Origin of the sequence: Actinoplanes cyaneus, assembly GCF_016862095.1 — a bacterium.
Taxonomy (GTDB): Bacteria; Actinomycetota; Actinomycetes; order Mycobacteriales; family Micromonosporaceae; genus Actinoplanes; species Actinoplanes cyaneus.
The window spans coordinates 74,002-97,685 of record NZ_BOMH01000051.1 but is presented as its reverse complement, the minus strand read 5'-3'; the positions used below and the strand labels follow the sequence as shown (position 1 = coordinate 97,685).

General features: G+C 70.4%; 19 protein-coding genes. 8 read left to right on the top strand and 11 right to left on the bottom strand.

What is annotated here, in order from left to right; translation table 11 throughout:
* Positions 1 to 139: 139 nt before the first annotated feature.
* The 3 genes from Acy02nite_RS32725 to Acy02nite_RS32715 are packed head-to-tail and all read left to right on the top strand — an operon-like array spanning position 140 to position 1,400.
* Positions 140 to 352 (top strand): type II toxin-antitoxin system HicB family antitoxin, encoded by a 213-nt coding sequence (locus tag Acy02nite_RS32725; protein WP_203749221.1) that lies wholly within the window; start codon positions 140 to 142, stop codon positions 350 to 352.
* Positions 352 to 585 carry a type II toxin-antitoxin system HicA family toxin gene (locus Acy02nite_RS32720; RefSeq protein ID WP_203749218.1) on the top strand — a complete coding sequence of 78 codons (234 nt, stop codon included), beginning with the start codon at positions 352 to 354 and terminating at the stop codon, positions 583 to 585. The genes Acy02nite_RS32725 and Acy02nite_RS32720 overlap by 1 nt, the downstream gene beginning before the upstream one ends.
* A gap of 41 nt (positions 586 to 626) precedes the next feature.
* On the top strand, positions 627 to 1,400 hold the full coding sequence (locus Acy02nite_RS32715; RefSeq protein ID WP_203749215.1) for a phosphotransferase: 774 nt from the start codon (positions 627 to 629) through the stop codon (positions 1,398 to 1,400).
* A 111-nt stretch (positions 1,401 to 1,511) separates the two neighbouring features.
* Here Acy02nite_RS32715 and Acy02nite_RS32710 read toward each other — a convergent pair whose 3' ends face one another.
* From Acy02nite_RS32710 to Acy02nite_RS32690, 5 genes are read right to left on the bottom strand one after another with little or no spacing between them, the layout of a single operon-like run.
* The gene (locus tag Acy02nite_RS32710) at positions 1,512 to 3,185 is read right to left on the bottom strand and encodes a carbohydrate-binding protein (RefSeq protein ID WP_203749212.1); all 1,674 of its coding nucleotides are present in this window, start codon (positions 3,183 to 3,185) and stop codon (positions 1,512 to 1,514) included.
* Between the two features lie 3 nt (positions 3,186 to 3,188).
* Positions 3,189 to 5,063 (bottom strand): glycoside hydrolase family 127 protein, encoded by a 1,875-nt coding sequence (locus Acy02nite_RS32705; protein ID WP_203749208.1) that lies wholly within the window; start codon positions 5,061 to 5,063, stop codon positions 3,189 to 3,191.
* 13 nt (positions 5,064 to 5,076) lie between these two features.
* Positions 5,077 to 5,838, bottom strand: a complete 762-nt coding sequence (locus Acy02nite_RS32700) for a carbohydrate ABC transporter permease (protein WP_203749479.1) — start codon at positions 5,836 to 5,838, stop codon at positions 5,077 to 5,079.
* A gap of 44 nt (positions 5,839 to 5,882) precedes the next feature.
* A complete protein-coding gene (locus Acy02nite_RS32695) occupies positions 5,883 to 6,806 on the bottom strand; it encodes a carbohydrate ABC transporter permease (protein WP_203749206.1) in 924 nt (307 codons plus the stop codon).
* Positions 6,803 to 8,029, bottom strand: a complete 1,227-nt coding sequence (locus Acy02nite_RS32690; RefSeq protein ID WP_203749203.1) for a sugar ABC transporter substrate-binding protein — start codon at positions 8,027 to 8,029, stop codon at positions 6,803 to 6,805. Before Acy02nite_RS32690 ends, Acy02nite_RS32695 begins: the two co-directional genes overlap by 4 nt.
* Positions 8,030 to 8,171: 142 nt before the next feature.
* On the opposite strand from Acy02nite_RS32690, the gene Acy02nite_RS32685 reads away from it, so the two are divergent.
* Entirely contained in the window at positions 8,172 to 9,161 is a 990-nt protein-coding gene (locus tag Acy02nite_RS32685) for a LacI family DNA-binding transcriptional regulator (protein WP_203749464.1), read from the top strand.
* A 75-nt stretch (positions 9,162 to 9,236) separates the two neighbouring features.
* Here Acy02nite_RS32685 and Acy02nite_RS32680 read toward each other — a convergent pair whose 3' ends face one another.
* Complete coding sequence (locus tag Acy02nite_RS32680; protein WP_203749200.1) at positions 9,237 to 10,493, bottom strand: hypothetical protein; 1,257 nt, start codon at positions 10,491 to 10,493, stop codon at positions 9,237 to 9,239.
* A 372-nt stretch (positions 10,494 to 10,865) separates the two neighbouring features.
* Between Acy02nite_RS32680 and Acy02nite_RS32675 the strand changes: the two genes are divergently transcribed.
* Positions 10,866 to 12,545, top strand: a complete 1,680-nt coding sequence (locus Acy02nite_RS32675; protein ID WP_203749197.1) for a hypothetical protein — start codon at positions 10,866 to 10,868, stop codon at positions 12,543 to 12,545.
* Between the two features lie 7 nt (positions 12,546 to 12,552).
* Here the strand turns inward: Acy02nite_RS32675 and Acy02nite_RS32670 are convergent, their stop codons facing one another.
* Positions 12,553 to 13,710, bottom strand: coding sequence for an acyltransferase family protein (locus Acy02nite_RS32670; protein ID WP_203749194.1), 1,158 nt, complete (start codon positions 13,708 to 13,710; stop codon positions 12,553 to 12,555).
* A gap of 227 nt (positions 13,711 to 13,937) precedes the next feature.
* On the opposite strand from Acy02nite_RS32670, the gene Acy02nite_RS32665 reads away from it, so the two are divergent.
* Positions 13,938 to 15,266 carry a hypothetical protein gene (locus tag Acy02nite_RS32665; RefSeq protein ID WP_203749191.1) on the top strand — a complete coding sequence of 443 codons (1,329 nt, stop codon included), beginning with the start codon at positions 13,938 to 13,940 and terminating at the stop codon, positions 15,264 to 15,266.
* Here Acy02nite_RS32665 and Acy02nite_RS32660 read toward each other — a convergent pair.
* Both Acy02nite_RS32660 and Acy02nite_RS32655 read right to left on the bottom strand, forming a co-directional pair.
* Positions 15,153 to 16,361, bottom strand: coding sequence for a putative hexosyltransferase (locus Acy02nite_RS32660; RefSeq protein WP_239175421.1), 1,209 nt, complete (start codon positions 16,359 to 16,361; stop codon positions 15,153 to 15,155). The genes Acy02nite_RS32665 and Acy02nite_RS32660 overlap by 114 nt on opposite strands.
* A 78-nt stretch (positions 16,362 to 16,439) precedes the next feature.
* Positions 16,440 to 17,450: a phosphatidylinositol-specific phospholipase C gene (locus Acy02nite_RS32655; protein ID WP_203749188.1), complete on the bottom strand. Its 1,011-nt coding sequence runs from the start codon at positions 17,448 to 17,450 to the stop codon at positions 16,440 to 16,442.
* A 183-nt stretch (positions 17,451 to 17,633) separates the two neighbouring features.
* Between Acy02nite_RS32655 and Acy02nite_RS32650 the strand changes: the two genes are divergently transcribed.
* Together Acy02nite_RS32650 and Acy02nite_RS32645 are read left to right on the top strand one after the other, a co-directional pair.
* Entirely contained in the window at positions 17,634 to 18,137 is a 504-nt protein-coding gene (locus tag Acy02nite_RS32650) for a SigE family RNA polymerase sigma factor (RefSeq protein ID WP_203749185.1), read from the top strand.
* On the top strand, positions 18,134 to 18,988 hold the full coding sequence (locus Acy02nite_RS32645; RefSeq protein WP_203749182.1) for a hypothetical protein: 855 nt from the start codon (positions 18,134 to 18,136) through the stop codon (positions 18,986 to 18,988). The genes Acy02nite_RS32650 and Acy02nite_RS32645 overlap by 4 nt, the downstream gene beginning before the upstream one ends.
* Before the next feature lie 47 nt (positions 18,989 to 19,035).
* On the opposite strand, the gene Acy02nite_RS32640 is transcribed toward Acy02nite_RS32645, so the two are convergent.
* On the bottom strand, positions 19,036 to 21,483 hold the full coding sequence (locus Acy02nite_RS32640; protein WP_203749179.1) for a glycogen/starch/alpha-glucan phosphorylase: 2,448 nt from the start codon (positions 21,481 to 21,483) through the stop codon (positions 19,036 to 19,038).
* A gap of 505 nt (positions 21,484 to 21,988) precedes the next feature.
* Positions 21,989 to 23,659 carry a hypothetical protein gene (locus tag Acy02nite_RS32635; RefSeq protein ID WP_203749176.1) on the bottom strand — a complete coding sequence of 557 codons (1,671 nt, stop codon included), beginning with the start codon at positions 23,657 to 23,659 and terminating at the stop codon, positions 21,989 to 21,991.
* Positions 23,660 to 23,684: the final 25 nt, after the last annotated feature.

Sequence of the window (23,684 nt, the reverse complement as noted above, 5' to 3'; positions counted from 1 at the left end):
CGTCGCTCCCGCGGGGACCCTTGCGGGCTTCGCAGGGCCGTGGCCGGCCCAGAACGCGAAGCCCTCCAGGGCGATCTCCGTGGCTGGGCACGGTGAAATCCCGAGCCCGGGCATCCGCTTGCGGGGATATCGTTACGGCGTGGCAGAGATTCGTACCGTTACTGTCCCGGTCGTGGTCGAGCAGGACGAGGACGGCGTGTGGTGCGCTCACGCCCAGCTGCGCCCCGGGGTCGGCGCACACGGCGAGGGCGACACCGAGGAGGCCGCGCTGGAAGACCTCCGTGCGGCGCTGCTGGGGCTCATCGAGGAGTTCGGCGTCCCGCGGGAGCTTTCTGTCACCGTGGCCGCCTGATGCCGCCCCTCCCGTCGCTTCCAGGCACTCGCATCGTTCGTGCCCTGGAACGGCACGGCTTCAAGGTCGCCCGGATCAGCGGCAGCCACCACATCATGCGCCACCCGGATGGACGCGGCACCACGGTTCCGGTTCACGGCGGGCGGGACGTGGCCAAGGGGACGCTGCGGGGAATCCTCAACGACGTCGGGCTGTCGATCGACGAGCTCGCTCCGCAACCCGCTGCTAGGTAATTCGGTGTCGCTGCGCGGGCGGGGGCGCGTATGAGGCAACGATGAGTGAAGAAGCGCTCCCGGGTGGTAACACTGTCGGCGCGGTGCGGGTCGGGGAGGTCGTGCACAAACGGGCCTCGCCGTGGACGCCCACGGTGCACGCGCTGCTGCGACATCTGGAGAGCGCCGGGTTCGACGGCGCGCCGCGGGCGCTCGGGTTCGACGAGCAGGGGCGCGAGATGCTGTCGTACCTGCCCGGTGAGGTGATCGGCGGGCGGATGCCGTGGCCCGGGTGGGCGTTCGCCGACGAGACGCTGGTCCAGGCCGGGCAGTGGCTGCGGCGCCTGCACGACGTGACGGCCGGGTTCCGTCCGCCGGCGGACGAGCGATGGTTCGCCGGCGGCCGGATGGGACCCGGGATGGTCGTCGGGCATCAGGACGCGGCGCCGTACAACGCCGTGATGGACGGGGACCGGCTGGCCGGGTTCTTCGACTGGGACACCTCGGGGCCGTCGCCGCGTGAGGTCGATCTGGCGTTCACCGCGCTGTCGTGGGTGCCGCTCTACACGCCGGACGCGGCCCGGCACCTCGGGTTCGACCGGCCCGGGGACCGGTCGCGACGGCTGCATCTGCTGCTCGACGCGTACGGCTATGAGGGTGATCGCCGGGAATTCGGCGCGGTGATCGTCCGCCGGGCGCGACGGCAGGCCGGGGTGATGCGGCAGATGGCCGACGCCGGTGATCCGGCCGCGATCGCGTTGCTGCCGGTCGCGGCCCATCTCGAGCGGTCCGCGACGAACGTCGAGGCGCTGCCGGACTCGTTCTGGGCGCCGTGAACAGCCGCGACCCCGCCCGCCGGCGAAGGGGATGCCGGCGGGGCTTTCACGACGTACCGGGAGATGATGCTGCCGGGCCCGGGACGGATCCGGCAGCGGAGAAGCGGTTCGTCAGGCGAGGTTGATGTAGTCGAGCTCGGCGTAACCGGTGCCGCCCGCGAAGTTCGGCGAGCCCTTGGCCAGGCGGATCACGTTGTAACCGGCCTTGAGCGTCACCGTCGTGCTGACCGTCGGCCCGAAGACGCCCCACGCCGTGGTCGGCGGGTAGGAGATCGTCTGGAAGGCGCCGCCGTTGTAGGCCAGCCCCTGGGTCGCGGTCGCGCCCGTGCCATTGGCGTAGCCGATCGTCATCGTGTAGGCGCGGGCGGCCGGCACGTTGACGACGAAGTCCACGAAGGACTGGTTACGCATGTTCGCCGACCCGTCGATCCGGCCGACGTAGCCGCCGTTGGACGCGGACGACGAGGAGAAGCGGCCGGCGTTGACGGCCGTGGCGTTCTCCGCCTCGTAACGCTGCTGCCAGCCGGGGACGCCGGAGATCGGGGTGATCAGCAACTGGTACGCCGCGAGCGCGTCCATGCCGGACACCGGAACGGTGATGCTGCCGTTCGACACCGGGTGGACGGTCGTGGACACGGTGGTGGCGGAGGAGTTCGTGGCCCGGCCGGTCGTGCCCGTCCTCGACAGGGTCACGCTCACCTGCGAGCCGAGCGCGGCCAGACCGTTGACCTTGACGGTGTTCGTCCCGCTCTCCCCGCCGAACACCACGTTGACGATCTTGCGGGTGCTGTCGTACGCGGCCACCCCGTCGAGCCACGACTGCGGAACCGTCCGGACGATGTTGCCGGCCATGTCGCCGTACCACTTGTAGGCCCAGTAGGTGGCGGTCGGCGCGTTGTTGTGGAGCAGGCCGTTGATCGTTCCCGCCTCGTACCAGTACGCGCGCTCGGCGTCCCGGATCCCGGTGCGTTCGAAGACCGCCATGTAGTGCGCCGCCACGCTCGGGATGTCGACCTGGTCCGGCGACGCGTACTCGTTGATCGAGATCGGACGCGGGGAGATGCCGAGCGAGGACTCGACCGCGCGGTAGTCGGCCACGTGCGCCGCCACGTCGTTGTAGCTGTGCACGTTCAGCTCGTGCCAGACCGTCACGTCCGGCAGCGTGCCGGTGTTCTTGGCGTTGGTCAGGAACGCGACCATAAAGTCGTGGTTGTAGTAGGAGTAGCTCGGCCCGACGACCGGGGTGACCGTGTCGAGGGAGCGGATGAGCTGGTGGGTACGGGTCCAGCCGCTGTTGAAGGCACCGGCCGCGCTGGTGTTCCAGGTCCAGTCGGGCTCGTTCCACAGCTCGTAGCCGTCGATGTTCGTGACCGAGGTGGCGGCCAGGCGCGCGTTCACCATGGTGCGGACCTTGGACTCCCAGTCGGCCCAGCTGACCCACCTGTACGGGAAGTCCTTGTAGATGTCGGGCAGCCGCCAGAACTGCTGGGCGCCGGCGCTGGTGACCTTGCCGGCCACCTTCAGCCCGTCGCAGCACGGAACGGTCGCGCCGTTGCCGAGCTGCTGGACGCCGTACGGCGGCTGGGTCAGATGGTTGAGATGCAGTTCCTGGGGCACCGTGGTTCCGGTGTCGACGGCGTAGAGCCCACCGGACGCCACGTGGGTGACCGGGCGAACGACGGTGCCGACGTCGACGGTGAGGGTGTTGCCAGCGGCCTGCGCCGGGCTGGGGACGGCCAGCCCGGCGGCGACGAGCAACAGGACGGGTACTACGGAGCGGCGCATGGGTCACCTCTCGGACAGGGGGATGAACACCCGCATCGGACCCGGCTCCCGGTTGGCCCATAGGTAGTAGGGGATGGCGGTCACGGCCACCGGTGCGGTGGCGCGGGCCGGGGCCGGGAGGGGCCGGTAGAGATGCGGGGTGTCGGCAGGCCGGGCGCGGAGCCCGAGGCGCAGCAGCACCGGGGCCAGGGCGTCCGGATCACGGCTGACCTGCGGCGGGACGGTCGCGTCCAGCTCCAGGTCCTCGAACGGCACGCCGGCGGGGGCGTCGGCGTGCTCCAGGCAGTAGACGATCGGGCCGCGGACGGCGGCGGCGGACCCGCGCACCGCGTCGACCCGTGGATGTGCGGACATCAGGCGGGCCGGCATGACGAGGGTCAGCTCGACCCGGTCGCCGGCCAGCCAGGTGCGGGTGAGCCGGGCATATCCGGTCCCGGCCTCGACCGGCTCCCCGTTCACGGTCAGCCGGGCGTCCTCGCACCACGCCGGGATCCGCAGCGACAGCGTCCACGGCCCGGGCCCGGCCTCGGTGATCGTGACGGTGATCGTCTCGTCCCACGGGTACCGGGTGTGCACGTCGACCGCATGCTCGCCGACCCGGAACGTGCCGGCGGTGTAGAGGTGCAGCTGCAGCCCACCGGGGTCGCCGGTGGCGGTGTAGTTGTCCAGCGACGCCATCAGCCGGGCCAGGTTCGGCGGGCAGCAGGCGCACGTGTACCAGGGCAGGCGCTGCGAGGGGGCGTCCTCGTGCGAGCCGTCGTGCCCGGTGCGCAGCTGCAGCGGGTTGGAGTAGAAGAAGGTGACGCCGTCGAGCCCGGTGCTCCCGGCGATGCCGTTGTAGATCAGCCGTTCCATCTCGTCGGCGTACGCGGGCTTGCCGGTCGCGAGCAGCAGCCGCCAGGCCCACTGGAAGCTGCCGATCGCGGCACAGGATTCCGCGTACGCGCGGTCCGGCGGCAGCTCGTAGGGATCGCCGAACGCCTCGTCGCGGTGGCGTGAGCCCTGCCCGCCGGTGAGGTAGGTGCGGCTCGCGAGCGCGGAGTCCCACAGCCGTTCGGCGGCCGCCAGCAGCTCGGCGTCGCCCGTCTCCACTGCCACGTCCACCGCGCCGGCCAGCAGATACACCTGCCGGACGACGTGACCTGTCACCTCCGGCGAGGAGCGGACCGGCTCGTGATCCTGGAAGTACCGCGGCCCGAACCGGCCCTCCCCGAGGATGCCGTGGCCGCGGTTCTCGACGAATCGGGCGGCGAGATCGAGGTACGGCCGGTGACCGGTCACGCGGTAGAGCTCGACCAGCGCGGTCTCGACCTCCGGGTGGCCGTCGACCTGCGCCGAGTCGCCGAACCTTCGCACCAGCAGGTCCGCGAATCTCCGAGCGATGCCGACTACTTGTGGTCCGGCCGGGTTGTCACTGCGCGCTGCCGCGACCGCCGCCTGGAACAGATGCCCGGCGCAGTACATCTCATGGCTGAAGTGCAGCTCACTCCACTGTTTGTCCCGGTTGTCGACCTGGTAGTACGAGTCGAGGTAGCCATCGGCGTCCTGCGCTTTCTCCAGCAGGCCTGCGATATCGGCGACAAATCCGGACTTGTCGCCCAGCCACAGCGCCGCTTCCAGCGTCTTGTACACATCGGAGTCGGCGAACCAGAACCCGCGGAACTCCGCACCGCTGTCCCCGGTCACCCGCCGCAGGTTGGTCAGGTTGCCGTAGGAGTCGAGCTGCGCGACGCAGTGCGGCAGGGTCGCGGCGGCGTTGCGGGCCTGCCAGCCGCCGAAGAGGCTGTCCGGCCGCAGCGTCACCGCGTCGCGCGGCAGCGGCCGCAGCGCGGAGACGGCACGGGAGGTGGGCACGACCGGGCCGTACGAAGTGTCCATGACGGGGTTTTCCTCAATCCTTGACGGCGCCGGCGGTCACTCCGGCGGCGACGTAACGCTGGGCGACGATGAGCAGCAGCGTCGCCGGGATGGACGCGATCACGGCGGTGGCCATGATGGCGTTCCACTGCTGGTTGTTGTTGCCGATGTAGTGGTAGATGCCGAGCGTGATGGGCTGGTACTCGCCGCCGCCGTCGAGCGTGGTGGCGAAGACGAAGTCCGACCAGGCCCACAGGAAGGCGAACAGGCTGACAGTGACGATCGCGTTGCGTGACACCGGCAGGATCACCGAGCGGAACGTTCTCCACCGGGATGCGCCGTCGATCATCGCCGCGTTCATCAGCTCGTCCGGGATCCCGGCCATGAACGCCGTGAAGATCAGCACCCCGAACGGCACGGCGATGGTCGAGTCGGCCAGGATCAGCCCGGGCACCGTGTTGAGCACGCCGGCGCGCAGGTAGATGGCGTAGAACCCCATCGCCATGATGATCCCGGGGATCATCTGCGCGATCAGCAGCACGAAGTTCAACGCCCCGGTGCCGCGCGGGCGCAACTTGGCCAGGGCGAATCCGGCCGGCGCGGAGAGCAGCAGAGTCAGCACCACGGTGCCCAGACCGATCAGAAGACTGGTTCCGAGGTACGGCAACTGCTGGTCCAGCACGGCCCGATAGCCCTCGAGGGTGCCGTTGAACGGGAACAGGTGCGGTGGATCGGCGCGCATGTCGGTGTCCCGGGTGAAGGACACGTTGATCATCCAGTAGACCGGGAACAGCATGATCGCCGTCAGGATGATGCCGATGCCCGTCTTCAGGTGCTTGGTCACGGCGCTGCCTTCCGGATGTACAACAGCCCGAAGATCAGGGCGATGACGATCAGCAGGTTCCCGACCGCCGCCCCGGGCCCGAACTCGGGGAGCAGGTTCCCGAACGACAGCCGGTAGGACCAGGTGGCCAGGGTGGTCGACGCGTCGACCGGCCCGCCCTTCGTCATGATCCAGATGAGGTCGAAGACCTTCAGCGTGTAGACCAGGCCGAGCAGCAGCGTGATCGCCGAGACCGGCCGCAGCAGCGGGAACGTGACCCGCCAGAACCGCTGCCAGGCGCTCGCGCCGTCCAGCGACGCCGCCTCGTGGATCTCACCGGGGATGGCCTGCAGTCCGCTGTAGAGGATGACCAGGTTGAACGGGATCCCGATCCAGATGTTCGCGATGATCACGCTGGTCAGCGCCCAGCTCGGCGAGGTCAGCCAGTTGATCGGGTCCCCACCGACACTCGTCAGGAAGAAGTTCACGATCCCGGAGTCACTGTTGAGCATCCAGGACCACGTCGACGCCGAGACGATCAGCGGCAGCAGCCACGGGACGAGGAACAGCGCCCGTAACGTCGCCGACAGCCTGAAGTGCTGGGCGAAGAAGACCGCCAGCGCGAGCCCGGCGGCGAACTGGAACGCGATGCTGACCAGCGTGAACACCATCGTGTGGAGCAGCGCCGGACCGAAGGTGGGGTCACTGAACACGGTCGTGTAGTTGGCCGCGCCGGAGAACGGCGCGTCCCCCCGCACGAAGCTTCGCACCGTGTAGTGCCGCAGGCTCAGATCAAGGTTCCGGTAGAGCGGGTAGGCGTAGAACGCGACCAGGTAGATGATCACCGGGGCGAGGAACGCCCAGGCCGCCCACTGTCCCCGGGCCCGCCGGACCCGGGACGCGCCCCGGGCCCGGACGAGCGTCTCCGCGTGCGAGGTCACTTGCCCGCCGCCGCCTGGGCGTCGGTCATGGCCTGCTGCGGGTTCTTCGATCCGGAGAGCGCGGCCTGGAAGGCGCCCCACATCGGCTGGGAGATCTTCGGGTACCTGGTGCCGAGATCGTCACTGGTCCGGCCCTTGGCCGCCCGCACCGCCTCGACCCAGACCTTCAGCTCCGGGTTCGCGGCGACCTGCTTCTGCTGTACGGCGTCGGTCGCCGCCACGTAGGAGAGCGTGGTGTCCGTGGTCAGCGCGTTGTCCGCGCTGGTGAGGCACGCGATGATCTTCTGAGTGGCGGCGTACTTGCCGGTGTCCGACTGGACCGGCGCGGTGACGAACTCACCACCGGTCGGTGCCGGGGCGGTGCCGCCGGCCTGCGACGGGACGGGGATGATGCCGTACTCGAAACCGGTCTTCTTCGCATTGGCCAGCTGCCACGTGCCGTTCTCGCCGAACGCGAAGTCACCGGCAGCGAACTCCTGCCAGCTGGTGGTCTGCGTGTTGTTGAGGACCGAGTTCGGGGCGTAGCCGTTCTTCAGCCAGTCGCTCCACAGGGTCAGCGCGGCCACGCCCTGCGCCGAGTCGAGCTGCTTCAGGTTCGCTCCGGAGCCCCAGAACCACGGCAGGAACTGGAACGAGCCCTCCTCGGTGCCGATCGCGGAGAACGTGATGCCCTTCTTGCCGGCCGCCTTGACCTTGCCGAGCGCGGCGGTCAGCGACGCCCAGTCCTTGATCGTGGCCGGGTCGACCTTCGCCGCGTCCAGGACCTTCTTGTTGTAGTAGAGCGCCAGCGTGTTCGCGCCGATCGGGATCCCGTACGTCTTGCCGCCCTGCTGCCCTGCGGCGAGCAGGTTCGGTGACACGGCCGCGGTGTCGGTCTTCATCTCGTCGGTGGTGGTCAGCACGCCCGCCTCGGCCAGGGTCGAGACCACCGGGTTGTCGACGATCAGCACGTCCGGCGAGTTGTCCTGCTGGGCGGCGAGCAGCGCCTTGTTGGTCAGGTCGGTGGTGTCGTAGCCGGTGCGCTTGACCGTGACACCGGCGTCGGTGCCGCACCTGGTCAGCAGCTTCACCCAGTCCGAGCTGTCGTCGAACTGCGGGTACGGGTCCCAGACGGCGTAGGTCGCGTCCTTCGCGGAAGTGGCGTCGCCACCGTCGCCGGACGAGCAAGCGGTGAGCAGGCAGGCGGTGACCGCGAGCGCGGCGCCGAGGCCTCGGAGGTTCATGGCTGTTACCCCTCGGGAACGGTGTGGGGGAAACTCAAGGAAAACGATTGCCTAGACGCTAAGGAGGACCTTGCACGCCTGTCAATAGGAAGTTACCGTCGCATTACACGGGGCGAAGGAAACCTGGGAGGAAACGCTGAGCATCGATCGACGCGGCGCCACGATCAGCGAGGTCGCCGCCCTCGCGGGGGTTTCCACCGGCACGGCTTCCAAAGCGCTCAACGGGCGCGGCACCATGCGCCCGGAGACCCGGCTACGGGTCCGACAGGCCGCCGACCAGCTCGGATTCGTGGCCAACGCGGCCGCGCGCAGCCTGCAGACCGGCCGCACGTACACCGTCGGCATGATCACGACGGACACCATCGGCCGGTTCAGCATCCCGCTGCTCATCGGCGCGGAGGACGCGCTCGGCGCCGGGCAGATGTCGGTCTTCCTGTGCGACGCGCGCGACGATCCGATCCGGGAGCAGTACTACCTGCGTACGCTCCTGAGCCGCAACGTCGACGGGATCATCGTGACCGGCCGGCGGACCCAGGCACGCGCGCCGATCGGGGCCGGACTGCCGGTGCCGGTCGTCTACGCGTTCATCAGCTCCGCCGACCCGCGTGACTGCTCGGTCGTCCCCGACGAGGCCGACGGCGCCCGCCGCGCGATCCGGCACCTGCTCGACACCGGCCGCCGCCGGATCGCGCACGTCACCGGGCCGGAACACCACCACTCGGCGCAGGTCCGCGGGGCAGCCGCCGCCGCACAGACTGACCTGGCCGCGCCGATCCTCCACGGCGAATGGACCGAGGCGTGGGGCCGTCAGGCCGCCGGGATCCTGCTCTCCGGCGGCGCCGACTTCGACGCCGTCTTCTGCGGCAACGACCAGATCGCCCGCGGCGTCGCCGAAGGCCTGCGCGAGGCCGGCCGCGACGTGCCCGGGCAGGTCGCGCTGGTCGGCTTCGACAACTGGGACGTCATGGTGGACGCCAGCCGGCCCGCCCTCACCAGCATCGACATGGACCTGGAGGGCATCGGCCGCACGGCCGCCGAGGTGTTGCTGGCCGCCATCAACGGCGCGCCGCTGCACGGCCCGATCACCCGGCCCTGCCGCCTGGTCCCCCGCGCCTCCACCACCACCCGCTGAGGGGGTCGACGTTCCGGGATTCGAGTCCGCCCCGCGGCGCCCGCACCGCACTCCATCGGGGCAGGCGCCGAGCCCCTACCCGACCTGAGCCGGTGCCGTGACGGGTGGTCCAGGAGCCTCTTCCGGCGACGGAGGCCCAGCCGGATCCGGCGTTCTCGCCGGACGGGTCAACGCCAGCGCGGTCCCGAAGCCCAGAACGGCCGCGACCGGGATCCAGAGCGGCAGGGTCAGCCGCTCCCATTCGGTGTGCACCGGGTGCGCCACGATCATCGCCACGCCGATCAACCCAGTGAAGATCCACAGCGCCGCCACCGGGCGCAACCGCACCACGAAGACGGCCACCACCAGCAGCAGGGCGGCCGGCTTGACCAGGTCCATCAGGTCCGTGAGCGGCACGGTCGGCCAGAACTTCAGGTTCTGCTCGATCAGCCACGGGACCGGGTCCGGTATGTCCGGATCCTTGAAATGCCGGGTCGCGAAGTCCTGCACGGTCTCGTTGAAGCCGGGCAGCCCGAGCACCTTGCTGAGCAGCTGCCAGCCGACCGCCCCGGCGGCACCGAGCCCGGCAATGATCGCCCCGCTCCGCCGGCTCTCCCGGTGCACCAGGCTCAGCGCGCCTGCCCCGAGCAGGACCAGGCTCATCGCCAGCCCACTGGCCGACCGCGCGGCGAAGAGCCAGATCAGCGCGACCGAGATCAGCGCGATGCCGGAGCGGCGGCCACGCTGAATCAGCATGGCGCCGATCAGCACGGCCAGGAAACCGGCGACCATCCCGCTCTCGACCAGCATCCGGGACATCCAGAAACCGGTGGGCAGCACGAACAGCGCGGCGGAGGCCAGGATCCCGGCCAGGCGTAGACCGCTGGCCATCCAGACCGCGAGGTAGGCGAGCACCCCCGCGACCATCGCCAGCACCAGGGTGGCCGCCATCATGCCGGTCCACGGGCCGAGGACCGCCACGAACGGCGCGCCGAACAGCGGGTAGCCCGGACGACTGTCGAAGATGGCCCGATACCGCTGCGTGATCTTGGTCGTGTCGTAGCTCTTGCAGGTGGGCTTCTGGTGCTTGTCGGCCAGTGACCGGTTGATGTCCTGGCACATGATGTGCTCCACCCGCACGCGAGCGGTTTCCGCGTCGACGCCGGTGAAGATCAGCGCCTGCCGCATGTACCAGAAGCTGTCGCCGCTGGCCGCCCGGGCCGGGTCCTGATACCTGACGAGGAACAGCAGCGCCGCGATCACCGCGACCAGCACGATGCACGCGCCTTCGATCAGCCATCGCCGGCCGGGAGTTCCCGGCGACCGTGCGGAGAAGGACCTGAGGTCAGGCATGCGCCGCGCTCCCGGATGAACAACGACATGGTGCAGCAAACCTGTCAAGGCGCTCGAAAGCCCCGGATCCGCGCTCTTTCACCAGTTCTCCACATAGATGTCATCGGTCGCGAACGGGACCCGCCGATCCAGTTCGGACTTCTACGACGGCTCGCGCCGGCCTCGGGTTCGAGGGCGGCCCCGACACACCTGGCCGACTGAGGAACCGGAGCATACAGAAGCCGCCTTCGGATCAGAAAGAGCGGGAACTTCCGGACAGCGGCCACCGTGCCGGCAGGCTCGGAGCGCATTGGCTCGAAAGGGGGAGTTCTCGGTGAGGCGTGGATCCATACGATCCGCGTCACACGTCTTGAGTACTCACGGGGAGCTTTCATGCGCCGACAGATCGCGGCGCGCACGGGGACGAGATCGCGGTGTGCCGGGCTGATCGCGGCTGGGCTCGCCCTGCTGTGCGCTGCCATTGCCATTTCCGTTCCACGGACGAGGGCCGAGGCCGGTCCGGCCTTCGCGTTGTCGCCGGTCGTGCGTGCCCTGCCCGGAAGTGGTGCCGGAGATGCCACGGTCCAGGATCTGTGCGGCGCGGCGGCGGGTGATCAGGTCCCCGACGGCCGGCCGATCCAGGTCAGCCTGCCACCGGCGCCGCCCATGACCGTCGGGGAGATCACCGGCCGGATGTGGCGTCAGCCGCCGGTCAAGGACCCCGCCTGGCTCCTCAACTTCCAGGGCCTGAGGTGGATCCCACCGCTGGCCCGGCGCGCCGCCGCGGACGGTCAGTTCCACTCGCTGACCGCCCTGATCCGGCAGGCCGTCGGGTTCCACCTCGCGAATCCCGACCCGGGCGACAACTCGGCCGGCTGGGACGAGGGCACCGCGCTGCGCCGCCTGCAGACGGAGAACTGCCTCTATGCGCTCACCCACGCGGCGGCGCTGATCCCGGGCATGACCTCCGACGTCGCCGTGCTGACCGGGAAGCGCTACGCGGGGCCGCCCCGGCTGCCCGTGCACAACCACGGCCTGATGGCGAACATCCACCTCATCAACGCCGGCAAGGTGCTGAACCGGCCCGAGTGGATCACCCTGGCGGCCGACCGGCTGGTCTCGGAGGCTCCCCAGGCCTTCTCGGCGAAGGGCATCTCGTTCGAGCAGTCGTCGTCCTATCACCATGTCAACGTGGCCCTGTGGGACTCCGCGGGCCGCATCCTGGCCGACCTGCCGGCATACGCCGCCCAGGGCCTGCAGATCCGCACTCTGGCCCGGAAGGCGGCTCGGATCCAGGGTTACCTGACGGAGCCGGACGGCAAGCTCGTGCAGGTCGGTGACTCCGACCTGGCCGAGGGTCACCAAGGACACCCGGAGGACCCCAAGGTGCTCCGCGACGACGAGACGGGCTGGGTGATCGGGCGCACCAGCTGGACCGACCCGCAGGCCGTCTACTACACGGTGCGGTACGGGCCGGACCGCCGGGCGCACGGCCAGGAGGACCGCGCCGGCGGCGTCACCTGGACAGCCGCGGGCACCCGGGTCCTGGTCGGGCTCGGCCACTACGGGTACAACGCCCAGGACCCCGGCGGCAACTACCACCACACTCCGACCAGCCAGAACGTCGCCGCCCCGCCGGACCCGCAGATCAGGAAGGGCCGCACCAGCACGATCGACACCGACTTCGGGAAGACCGAGCACCGGCTCACGGTGTGCGACAACGTGTACGGCATGCTCCACGACCGCCGGATCAGGGTGGACCAGCGCCTTCCCGGACTCGCGGTGACCGACGCGTTCGGCGACGTGCCGGTCTGGTCGCAGAACTGGCACCTCGACCCGGCCTGGAAGCTGGTCGCCGGCAAGGTCGGCGACGCGAACCTGACGTTCCGGCACCCGTCCGGCAGGACCCTGACGGTCAGCACCAGCGGACGGGTCAGCGGCATCTGGATCGGTGACCCGAGCCGGCCGTACGGCTGGGTCTTCCCCGCCCTCGGCAAGAGGACGCCCGCCTACCAACTCAGTGTGGAGTCCCGCGACGGCGCGCCGGTCGCCACCCGCTTCCGGGTCACTTGAGAGTGCCTTACGAAGAGCGCTCGCGCTCCTGGCGGGCGCTCTCCTGCATCGCCGTGGAGGCCTGCTCGAGCCTGTGCTTGAGGACCTTGGCGAGCGGCTTCTCGATCAGGCGGTGCAGCAGCCACGCCGACACCAGCAGGATCCCGATCGTCAGGGGCAGCACCAGCCACGGGTCGAGCGGTCCGTTCATACCGTGGATGAGCGACCAGCCGATGCTCTGGTGCAGCAGGTAGTACGGGTAGGTCAGCGCCCCCGCGAAGGTCAGCCAGCGCCACTGGATCCGGGCCGTCCAGCCCAGCGCGATCACGGCCAGAATCACGAAGAACAGCGTCACCACGATCATGCCGATCCGCGGGTCGAGCTCGACCTTGCCGGTCTTGGCGGTGGCGGTCACCCGCTTGGTCACGTTGTGCATGGCCAGCATCCAGGAGAAGCCGATCGCGCCCCAGATCTGCAGGTTCGAGCCGAATCTGTGGATCAGGAAGAACGCGATGCCGGCCACGAACAGCGGGGCGTAGAGCGACTGGAAGATCAGCTCCAGCACGGGCAGCTTGCCGGCCGCGGCCACGACGGCGGCGATCAGCCAGCCGTAGCAGAACAGCAGCGTGCGGTGCAGGGTCAGCCCGCGCCACAGCATCACGACGCCGAACAGGATGTAGAACCGCAACTCGCACCAGAGCGTCCAGTACGCGGAGTCGACGTTCCCGACACCGAACGCCTTGTTCATCATCGTGAGGTTGAGGATGATCTCGTCGGTCGGCAGCCGGTGGGTGGCGACCGGCCACAGCGCCACCACCACGGTGGTGATCGCCACGGCCGGCCAGTAGGCCGGGAACAGCCTGACGACGCGGGACCGGAAGAACTGCCCGGGCGTACGTCCCCAGCAGCTCATGCAGATCACGAAACCGCTGATCATGAAGAACAGCTCGACGCCCAGCCAGCCGAACGAGGCGTACGAGAAGAGGTGCGGGAAGACGAAGCGCGGGTCGGTCCCCCACGCCTTGGCCGAGGGAAGATCCCCCGCGAGGTGGAAGAGCGAGACCGAAAGAGCGGCGACGAGCCGGAGACCGTCCATCACCGCAATACGGCTGTTCCGGCGCTGCGGGGGAACCGGCGCCGGGGAGGGGGATCCCGGCGAGCGCCGCTGCTCCAGCGTCGTTGTCATGGCGCGGAACAATACCCACCTGCGCAGCACAACCACAGCCTGGGCCCAGGGATCCTTGCCGCCGGGCGGGCGGTCGGGACCGGCCGTCCCGAGCGGCACGACAGGCTGGTGCGGCCCGCTCCGTTCGTACCTGAGCGGGGCCTCCCACGGTGATCGTCCGAAGTAGATTGTCGTGCACCGCGGCAGGTGGTCCGGAGGCACGCGGGTGTATCGACGGGGGCGTTGGGATGCGTGAGGTCCGGCATTGGTTCGCAGGGCCGTCCGGTGGGCCGGCGCGAGGATGGCTGGTCGAGGGCGCCGCCGTCGTGCTGGTCGTGGCGATCGCCGCCCTGCTGTTCACGGTTCGGTACTCGGGGCCGGAACGGGTGACCAGCGGCGACAGCTTCTGGTACCTGCGGCAGGCGATGATCTTCACGGGTGTCGACGCCGAGACCGCCCGGGTGCGCGCCGAGGCGCTGATCGTCGAGGACCACAACCGGGCCGGCGCCGACCAGGGTGAGAAGTCCCGTCTCACGAGCTACGACACGAGGCCGGCCAAGCCGCGGTACCGGGCGATCTTCGACAGCCGTCCGGGATACCCGCTGTTCGCGGCGCCGTTCGTGGCGGTCCTCGGCCCGTGGACCGGCATGATGGCGGCCACCCTGGTGCTGGCCCTGGTCGCGGCGGTGCTGGCCTACCTCGCGGTCTGGCTGGCCAGTGGCCTGCGACTGGCCGGGATCCTGGCGTCCGCCCTCCTGTTCGTGCTGCCCACCGGCTTCTGGATGAGCCGGATGCTGGTCGAGGCCGGCGTCGTCGCGGGCATGCTGGCCGTGCTGCTCGGGGCCATGCTGATCCTGCGGGGGCGCCTCGGGGGCGTACCACTGCTGATGACCGCCCTGGTCTGGCTCTTCGCCGCGCGATCGGCCAGCGGGATGGTGATGAGCCTGGTCCTGCTCGCTGCCGGCGGGCTCGGCCTGGCACTCCCGGGACGCCGGCGCACCGCGGCGCCGATCGCCGGCCCGCGCCCGGGACACCGGCGCGGCGCGGCACTGATCGCCGGCGTGGGCGGCCTCGGGGTGGCCGGCTGGGGGCTGCTCAGCGCGGTGCTGGGGCTGCCCGGTTTCGACGAGACCGTGCAGGACTACGCGACCGTCCACTTCCGCGACCCGGACGTGGCGGCTCCGATCTCCTGGCTGATCGGCAAGAACGTCGCGTTCTGGCCGTCCCGGCTGTCGGCGGACCTGACCGGCCTGGTCGGCCCCGTCGCGCTGCTCGCGGTGCTCGGCGTCTTCCTGCTGCGGATGCGGCCGGTGGCGGCGCTGTGGATCCTGACCGGGCTGACCGGGGTGGCGATGGTCGTGGCCCACCCGGTGCCCTCGCAGTACGAACGGTTGATGATGCCGCTCTGGATCCCGTTCGCCGCCGTGCTGGGCTACGCGGGGGCGCGGGCCCTGACCGGGGGCCTACGGCGAGGCGGTCCAGACCATGCTGAGGTAGACGCCGTAGAGGGCGGACACCACCGTCAGCAGTCCGAGCACGACCACGGCGATCGGCCGGCGTGCCTTGGCAAGGCCTGACGCGACCGGCAGCAGCAGCGGGAACGCGGGGATCAGCAGGCGCGCCTTCGAGTTGTAGTAACTGTCACCGAAGAACGACAGCGCCAGGATGATCGCCGAGTAGGCGGTCAGCTGCCACGGCACCCGGTCGGTGGCCAGGATGATCAGCAGGGCGGCGGCCACCAGGACGACCAGGGCGACCACATACAGGGCCAGTGCCGACGGCTTCGTCAGCAGCGTGTGCGTGGTCTTGATGGTGTTCTGGCCGAAGTCGTACGACATCTTCCAGGCGTCGTTCTGCACGTGGAAGTAGCCGTCGGCGCGGCCCAGGCGGTGCCCGACGAAGGCGATGAAGGCCACGAAGCCGAGCGGTGAGATCGCGCCGGCCACCCACGGGCGCCAGCCGTCGCGGCGCCGGATCACGGCGATCAGCGCGGACAGCCCGACCACCGCGATCAGCGCGGACCCGGTGGGACGGGTGAGCCCGGCGAGCATGCAGAGCAGCCCGGCGGTGAGCCAGTTCCGGCGCAGCAGCGCGTACAGCGTCCAGGCGGCGAGCGCGGTGAACAGCGTCTCGGTGTAGCCCATCGACTCGACGAAGCCGTGCGGGAGGACCGCCCACAGCCCGGCGAGGATCATCCCGGTACGGCGATCGCGCAGGTGCGTCCCGACGGCGAACAGGCCCCACGCCGCGGCGAGCCCGGCCAGCCAGGAGATCGCGATGCCGGCCACGTCCGCGCCGCCGGGCAGCACCGGGTCGACGACGGCGGCCAGCCCCGGGAAGAGCGGGAAGAACGCCAGGTTGGTCGTCGCCAGGGAGCCGTTCGCCTTCACCGGGATGGCGGCGTCGTAGCCGTGCTGGACGATCCCCGCGTACCAGATCGCGTCGTAGCCGCCGAGCAGCTTCAGCAGGCTGCGGTGCTGGTCGGCGGCGAACGCCCAGGCCACGACGATGCCGATCAGGCGCAACCCGGCGTAGAGCGCGACGGCCGGCCAGGCCGCGCGCGGGCCGGGCCGGGGCACCTCCGGGGCGGGCGTCGCCGGGGTCTGCTCCCGCGGGACGGCGGCGAGCCCGGTGGTCTCGGTGCGATCCGGGTCCGTTTGCGATGGCGGCACTGTCCTGGCTCCCCGTGATCGTTGCGGCGGCGCCGAAGTTTACTGACCGCCGCCACCGGGCGCGAGCACCGGACCGGTTCAGTTGAGCGACACGATCCGATCGATCAGGCCGCCGCCGGGGAAGTCCAGCATCAGGGCGCCGGTGCGGACGACCGGGGTGTGCACGTCCGGGCCCTCGCCGAGGTAGGTGAGCAGGAACGGGTCGACGCCCTGCACACCGGCAGCACCCCCGGCCACCTGCTGGGGCTGGGCGAAGACGCTGGCGCCGCTCGCGAAGTTGACGTACATCAGGGACGGGTCGGCGGCGCTGGTCGTGTCGAGGAAGCGGCGCACCTGGTCGCGTTTGGTGGCGATCGCGCCGAGGTTCGGGACGTTGTACTCGTCCTGGACATACGTCGACGAGCCGTCGTGCCAGCCCGCGAACTGGCCCAGCCCGTAGTGTCCGAGGACGCCGCCGCGCGGGCCGTTCAGGACGGCGAGGACCACCTTGCCGCGGATCTGGCCGAGCGCGGGCATGGCGGCGCCCGTGGACCGGGTGACCGAGGGCGCCCAGAACAGAGCCGGGCGCTTGGCGACGTACGCGTCGAAGATGTCCTGGAAGTCGCTCTGTCCCGGCGCGTCGGTGCAGGAGCCGAGCTCGCCGGTGCACTCCTGCTTGAGCCGCACGACGACGCTCTCGCCGGGGTGGGCGCCGAGGAAGTCCGACAACCGGGTCAGCACGTCGTCGAAGTTCGCGTTCTGGTACGTCGCGCCGTGGTGGATCGTGAGCGTGTTCCCGGTGTTCACGCGCGCCCTGATGTCGATCATGCGGATCCCGGCGCCGAGCTGCGCGGTCAGTGTCGCGGCGCTGTCCCCGAAGTTCTCCTGGGTCTGTGTCCAGGCGCCGCCGCGGATGGCCAGCGTCTCGTGCGTGCCCGGGATCGACAGCGCGGCCAGGCTGCGCGTGTCCGGCAGTGATCGCATCCAGTCGGGATGACTCGCCGTGCTCAGCGTCCGGTAGGACGCGTCGGCCGCGAGCGCCGCGGACGGCGCCACCAGCACAGCAAGACCCAGTACGATGCCGCCCACAGCGGCCAGCGCGCGTTTCACGCAATGAAGATTATCGATCGGATTGACGGGCGGGAAGACGCCCGGGAAACCACCGGGAAAGACGGTGCGACGCATCTCATCGGCCGGACGGACCTTGCCAGTGCGGCTTCGTGATCTCTAACGTCGTCCGGTCCAGAGAATGTCCGGGAAACAAACCGGCCGGTAAGTGCGGGAGAGGTGCTGATGCGCGACGACGCGTTCCGCGCGTACTTCGAGCGTCATCACGCGTCGCTGTCGCGGCTGGCCTACCTGATGACCGGGGAGCCCGCGGCCGCCGACGACCTCGCCGCCGACGCGCTGACCGAGGTCTGGCGGCACTGGGAACGTGTCCAGGCGGCGGACGATCCGATCGCTTACGGACACGGCATCCTGATGAACCTGGCCCGCCAGTGGGTGCGGCGCCGGGCCCGGGAGCGGCTGCTCTCCTTCGGCGCCCCGGGTCGCGCCGAGAACCGGGACGTGCCCGCGATCGTCGACGTCCGCAGCGCGCTGCGCAAACTACCGCACCGGAGACGGGCCTGCGTAGTCTTGCGCTACGCGTTCGACCTGTCCGAACGTGAGGTCGCCGCGACCCTGGGCATCTCGGTCGGCGCGGTGAAGAGCGCCACCTCGCGGGGCGCGAAGCAGCTGGCCGATCTGCTGGGCGGGTCGGTCACCCGGATCGACGGCTGGGAGGTGACCCGATGAGCGAGCTGCCTGACGATCAGTTGCGGTCAGTGCTGCGGGCCGAGGCTTCTCGGCACCAGCCGGACCGGGAGGCGATGCTGGCCCGGATCACGTCGGCGGCGATGACCGGCCCGGCCCCGGCCCGGCGGCCCTCCTCGCAGCTGCGGCTCGCGGTCGTGGCGGGGCTGGTGGCGCTCTTCGGTGGGGGCGGCTTCGCGGCGCAGTGGGCGCTGGCCGGGGATTCCGGCAAGGAGGACGCGACTCCCCCGGTGGTCACGACCACACCCGCGACCACCGGACCCACCACGCTGCCCTCCGCGACGACGAGCCCCGCAGATCGGACAAGTCCGGCGCCCACCGTCAAGCCGTCGACCGTCAAGCCGTCCACGAAGGGCGCGACCACCGCCACGACCACCACTCCGGCCACCGGCGCGCCGGAGACCCCGGGCAAGGGGGCGCCCGGCAACACCCGCGCCGAGCAGGGCCCGCTCTGGTCGGACGGCTCGATCGACCCGGGCAGCGGCGACACCCAGGGCGCGAGCGTGATCACGCTGAGGACCACCGAGACGCTGACCGCGCTGAAGGTGACCGTGCGGGTGGCGGGGACTGCGGGCCTGACCTCGCGCGGCGGGACGAAATCGGTCCCGGGGGCGAGCGTGACGACCGGGGTGACCGATCAGGGCGGCGCGCTGCTCTACACGTTCACGCTGGCGCCGGCGGACGAGGTGGCACCCGGGACGTACACGTTCACCGCGAAGTACACGCACGACGCGGGGGGCCGCGACGCCGGCGGCGACACCTACGAGGCTGTCGCCACCACCGCCGGCGGCCGGTCCCTGGACGTCTACGGCAACTTCTTCCCGGCGAAGTGAGCGCGCTCCGCCCGTACGGCGAAATCGGCTCTTGATCGTGAAGGGTCTCAGGGCTCCCGGGGGACCGTGACCGGAGCGACGCGCCAGATCCGGGCCGCGTAGTCGGCGACCGTGCGATCCGACGAGAAGAACCCGCTGTGCGCGGCGTTCAGGATCGACATCCGGGTCCAGCGCTCCGGATCACGCCACGCCCGCTCGACCTCCTCCTGCGCGTCCAGGTACGACCGGAAGTCGGCCAGCGTCAGGTACTCGTCCCAGCCGAGCAGCGAGTCCGCCACCTCCCGGCCGACGCCGCCGAACGTGCCCGCCGCGATCGCGTCGACGGCGGCCTTCAGCTCGGCGTCCCGGTCGTAGTGCTCGCGCGGGCGATAGCCGGCGATCTGCACCTCGGCGGCCTGGAACGCGTCCAGCCCGAAGAGAAAGAAGTTCTCCTCGCCGACCCGGGCCCGGATCTCGATGTTCGCGCCGTCGAGCGTGCCGACAGTGATCGCCCCGTTGAGCGCCAGCTTCATGTTGCCGGTGCCGCTGGCCTCCTTGCCGGCCAGCGAGATCTGCTCGCTCAGGTCGGCGGCCGGCACGATCTGCTCGGCGAGGGTCACGTTGTAGTTCTCGGCGAAGACCACCTTCAGGTACGGCGCCACCACCGGATCGGCGGCGATCGTCGCCCCGACCGCGTTGATCAGCTGGATGATGTTCTTCGCGGCATGGTAGGCCGGCGCGGCCTTGCCCGCGAAGAGCACGGTCCGCGGGATCCAGTCCCCACCCGGATTCGCCCGGATCCGGTGGTACATGGTGACCACGTGGAGCAGTTTGAGCTGCTGCCGCTTGTACTCGTGGAACCTCTTGATCATCACGTCGGTGAGCGAGTCCGGGTCGCCGGCGCCGAGGTCCACCTTGTTCGCCCGCTTCACCGCCCGCCAGCGCTCGGCGAACGAGGCGTCCCCGGCGAGCTCCTCGAGCCCGGCGAGGCGTTCCAGGTCGTTGAGCCAGCCGTCGTCGCCGAGCCCCTCGGTGATCAGGTCGGAGAGCCGCGGGTTGGCCAGCTTGATGAAGCGGCGCGGCGAGACGCCGTTCGTCACGTTCTGGAACTTGGCCGGCCACAGGGCCGCGAAGTCCTGCAGGACCGTCTCGCGCAGCAGCTTGGAGTGCAGCTCGGCGACCCCGTTCACCGCCTCGGTCCCGACCACCGCGAGGTGCGCCATCCGGACCCGGCGCTCGTCGCCCTCCCCGATGATCGACATCCGGCGGAGGCGGTCGGTGTCACCCGGGAACTGCTGCTCGACCTCGCGCAGGAACAGCATGTTGATCAGGTAGATGATCTCCAGGTGCCGCGGGAGCAGCCGCTCGAACAGGTGCACCGGCCAGGTCTCCAGGGCCTCCGGCAGCAGCGTGTGACACGTGTACGCGAACGTCTTGCGGGTGATCGCCCAGGCCCGGTCCCACTCCACCTCGTACTCGTCGACGAGCAGCCGCATCAGCTCCGGGATCGCGATCGTCGGATGCGTGTCGTTGAGCTGGATGACCGTCTTCTCGGCGAAGTCGTCCCAGTTCTCGTTGCGCAGCCGGAACCGGCGGATGATGTCGCGCAGCGAGCACGAGCAGAGGAAGTACTGCTGCTTGAGCCGCAGCTCCCGCCCCAGCTCGGTGCTGTCGTCGGGGTAGAGGACCTTGCTGATGTTCTCGGCGCGCACCGCCTCCTGGACGGCCTCCGCGTACTGCCCGGCGGAGAAGCGCGACAGGTCGAACGACGCCTCGCTCCCCCGTGCCCGCCACAACCGGACGATGTTGACCGTCTCCGTCCCGAAGCCCGGGACCAGCATGTGACTGGGCTCGCCGAGCACGATCTCGCCCGGCACCCAGCGCTTGCGGATCTCCGACCCGGCGACCGGCTCGGTGTGGCCGTAGAAGTGCACGGTCTGCCGGTCGTCCGGCGCCGGGAACTCCCACGGGTTGCCCTGGAACGCCCAGTCGTCGGGCCGCTCGGCCTGCGCGCCGTTCTCCAGCGACTGCCGGAAGATGCCGAAGTCGTACCGGATGCCGTAACCGACCGCCGGGATGTCCCGCGTCGCCATCGAGTCGACCAGGCACGCGGCCAGCCGGCCCAGGCCGCCGTTGCCGAGACCCGGCTCGATGTCCAGGTCCTCCAGCTCCTCCAGCGAGCGGCCGAGGGCCTTGACCGCCTGCGCGGCCAGCTCGCCGGTGCCCGAGTAGAGCAGGTTCTGCTCCAGCTGGGCGCCGAGCAGATATTCGGCGGAGAGGTAATAGACCCATCGGGGGTTGCTGGCGTAGTGCGCCGCCGCGGTCCGGGCCCGCCGGTCAGCGAGCCGGTCGCGCACGCTGAGCGACAGAGCCTCGTACGCGTCGCGCGGGCTCGCCGACTCCACGGTGGTGCCCCTGCGGTAATAGAGGCTGCTCAGCAGATCCTGTTGGAACTCTTCAGCGGTGGTGCCCAGTCGTCGCAGACCGATGCCGTGGCTGCCTTGGCGAAGATCCATGCGGCCCATTCTGCCGCGACCACGTTTCCGGCGGCTGACGTTCCCCATACCGCGTCGAGAAGAAGCAACGCCGAAGATCAACTTCAGAATCTTCCTGTCCCAGGTCCGCTGTGGTCCGGGTCCGCCGCTCCCGCGGGGACCCTCACGGGCCTCGCAGGGCCGTGACCGGCCCAGAACGCGAAACCCGCAAGGGCGGCGTCCGCTGCTGGGCGCGGTCAGAGCAGCAGACCCGTGCAGTGCGGTCCCGGCGTCACCGCCGGTAGGTCAGCGGCACCGGCGCAACGGCCCGGGCCGGCGTCCGTCCGCCTCCGCGAGGCCCCGCGGCGGCCGGCGTGCGGCGCGGCTGGAGGCTCCGGCTGGTCCTCATGGGCGTTATCAGGCACGAATAACGCCCATGAGGACCAGCCGGAGCCGGGATCAGGCTTTCTGCCTGGTGCTCACGGTGGTTGTTCGCGCGAATAGCCACCATGAGCACCAGCCGACAAAGCGCAAGCCGCGCCGGGGGCTACCGGACGGTGAACGTGGTGACCGTGGCGCCCCGGCCGTACGAACGGATCACCAGATCGGTGGCCTTGACGCGGGAGCCGAACTTCGCGAAGTGCCAGCCGTTGATCGGACGGGTCTGGCCCTTGACCATGCCGGAGACGCGCCCGGTCGTGGTCACCGTCAGTCTGCGGCCGGCCGAGTTGGTGAAGGTCACCGTGGTGCCGCCGACCTTGCCGGACGTCAGCCTCCAGCCGGGATCGAGGTGCCAGTGCTGCCGCCACAGGGTGGACCGGGAGAACAGGTCGGTCACCCGCATCCGGTGCGCGTCCCGGCTGACGTTGACGTTACGGGTGTGCGGGGTGTTGTAGATGTCGTCGACGATGGTCCAGGCGTGCGCGGAGGACTGCACCAGCGCCGTCTTCACCTTCGCGGTCCGGCCGGACTTGACCGCGCCACCGTTCGGGATAGCGACGTTGTGGCTGAGCGGGCTGATCATGTAGGCGTTCCACGGCGAGTTCTTGTCGTAGTTGTACTTGCCGGGGCCGACCAGCACCCGCGAGCCCAGCGTCGACCAGGTGACCCCGCCGGCCCGGTCCTCCTGGCCGTGCGCGCGCCGCGGCGGGCCGTAGCGAACCGTGTAGTAACTGGTCTGCCGATCGCTCCAGGACCAGCGGCCGACGATCGTGCCGGTCTGGTCGTCGCGCAGCGTCCGTGCCCAGTTGCGGGGGACGGACCGGCCGGCGGACTCCTCGGAGTCACCGATCTGCACGATGTTGCCGTCCGGCTCGGTCTCCCAGGCGAACGCGGTCCACGCCTTGGCGACCACCTTGCGCAGGGTGGCCGCGGCCGCCCCGGCGCCGGGCGAGGCGGCGAGCACCTCGGCCGCCTGCCCCCACATGTTCGCGTTGACCCCCTGGTAACCGGAGGACTGCTCGAACGACAGCCCGGCCCGGGAGAACGCCAGCGGCGCCTCGGCGGTCATCCGCTTGACCGCTGTGGACTTCCAGGCCGGCCTGCCCAGCAGGTCACCGGCCCGCACGAGCCGCAGGTTGGCCATCAGCCCGTGGTTGTGCACCGGTGCGTACGGCGGGCCGTAATAGCGCTTGCCCAGCAGCACCGCCGCGTCGGCGGACATGCCCGGGATGAGGGCCGCCGCGCGGGTCAGGCTGTACAGGCAGTTCTCCGTCTCGAGCCGGCGCAGCGCGGTGCCCTCGTCCCACCCGGCCGCGTTGGTGCGCGGATCAGGGTCGGCCCGGTGGAACTGCGCCGCCTGCGCGACCAGCGCGGCCAGCGACTGCTGCTGACCGTCCTGGGCCGCGCGCCGGGCGAGCGACTTCATCCACATCAGACCCTGGAACGTCAGCCGCCACGACGGGTCGGCGACCGGCGGATTCTTCCAGGTCGCCGCGCTGATCCTCCCGACCGTGAACGGCGCGGCACCACCGATCCTGACGACGATCGGCGCGCCGTCCGGCACCGGGTCCGGGGCGGCCGCACCGCAGCCGGCGGTCGCGGTCGGGTCGCCCGGATCGGCGCTGGCGCCGAAGGTCGGCTCGGCCGCCACCGACCCGTCGTAGGCCGCCGGATCGATCGGCATCACGTGCGGATCGTCAGCCCGCGCGGAGACCGGATCCACGAACATGACACCCGTTGCCATCGCCGCCGTGACCAGCGCGCGCACAGTCCTCATCGGTGATCACACCGTTCCGCTTGCC

Bases quoted from the DNA above. Each gene is read 5' to 3' on its own strand.
- Acy02nite_RS32650 (WP_203749185.1), top strand. From the start codon at position 17,634: ATGCGCGACGACGCGTTCCGCGCGTACTTCGAGCGTCATCACGCGTCG.
- Acy02nite_RS32690 (WP_203749203.1), bottom strand. From the start codon at position 8,029: ATGAACCTCCGAGGCCTCGGCGCCGCGCTCGCGGTCACCGCCTGCCTG.
- Acy02nite_RS32665 (WP_203749191.1), top strand. From the start codon at position 13,938: ATGCGTGAGGTCCGGCATTGGTTCGCAGGGCCGTCCGGTGGGCCGGCG.
- Acy02nite_RS32720 (WP_203749218.1), top strand. From the start codon at position 352: ATGCCGCCCCTCCCGTCGCTTCCAGGCACTCGCATCGTTCGTGCCCTG.
- Acy02nite_RS32710 (WP_203749212.1), bottom strand. From the start codon at position 3,185: ATGCGCCGCTCCGTAGTACCCGTCCTGTTGCTCGTCGCCGCCGGGCTG.
- Acy02nite_RS32640 (WP_203749179.1), bottom strand. From the start codon at position 21,483: ATGGATCTTCGCCAAGGCAGCCACGGCATCGGTCTGCGACGACTGGGC.
- Acy02nite_RS32700 (WP_203749479.1), bottom strand. From the start codon at position 5,838: ATGCTGTTCCCGGTCTACTGGATGATCAACGTGTCCTTCACCCGGGAC.
- Acy02nite_RS32680 (WP_203749200.1), bottom strand. From the start codon at position 10,493: ATGCCTGACCTCAGGTCCTTCTCCGCACGGTCGCCGGGAACTCCCGGC.
- Acy02nite_RS32645 (WP_203749182.1), top strand. From the start codon at position 18,134: ATGAGCGAGCTGCCTGACGATCAGTTGCGGTCAGTGCTGCGGGCCGAG.
- Acy02nite_RS32675 (WP_203749197.1), top strand. From the start codon at position 10,866: ATGCGCCGACAGATCGCGGCGCGCACGGGGACGAGATCGCGGTGTGCC.
- Acy02nite_RS32635 (WP_203749176.1), bottom strand. From the start codon at position 23,659: ATGAGGACTGTGCGCGCGCTGGTCACGGCGGCGATGGCAACGGGTGTC.
- Acy02nite_RS32670 (WP_203749194.1), bottom strand. From the start codon at position 13,710: ATGACAACGACGCTGGAGCAGCGGCGCTCGCCGGGATCCCCCTCCCCG.
- Acy02nite_RS32715 (WP_203749215.1), top strand. From the start codon at position 627: ATGAGTGAAGAAGCGCTCCCGGGTGGTAACACTGTCGGCGCGGTGCGG.
- Acy02nite_RS32705 (WP_203749208.1), bottom strand. From the start codon at position 5,063: ATGGACACTTCGTACGGCCCGGTCGTGCCCACCTCCCGTGCCGTCTCC.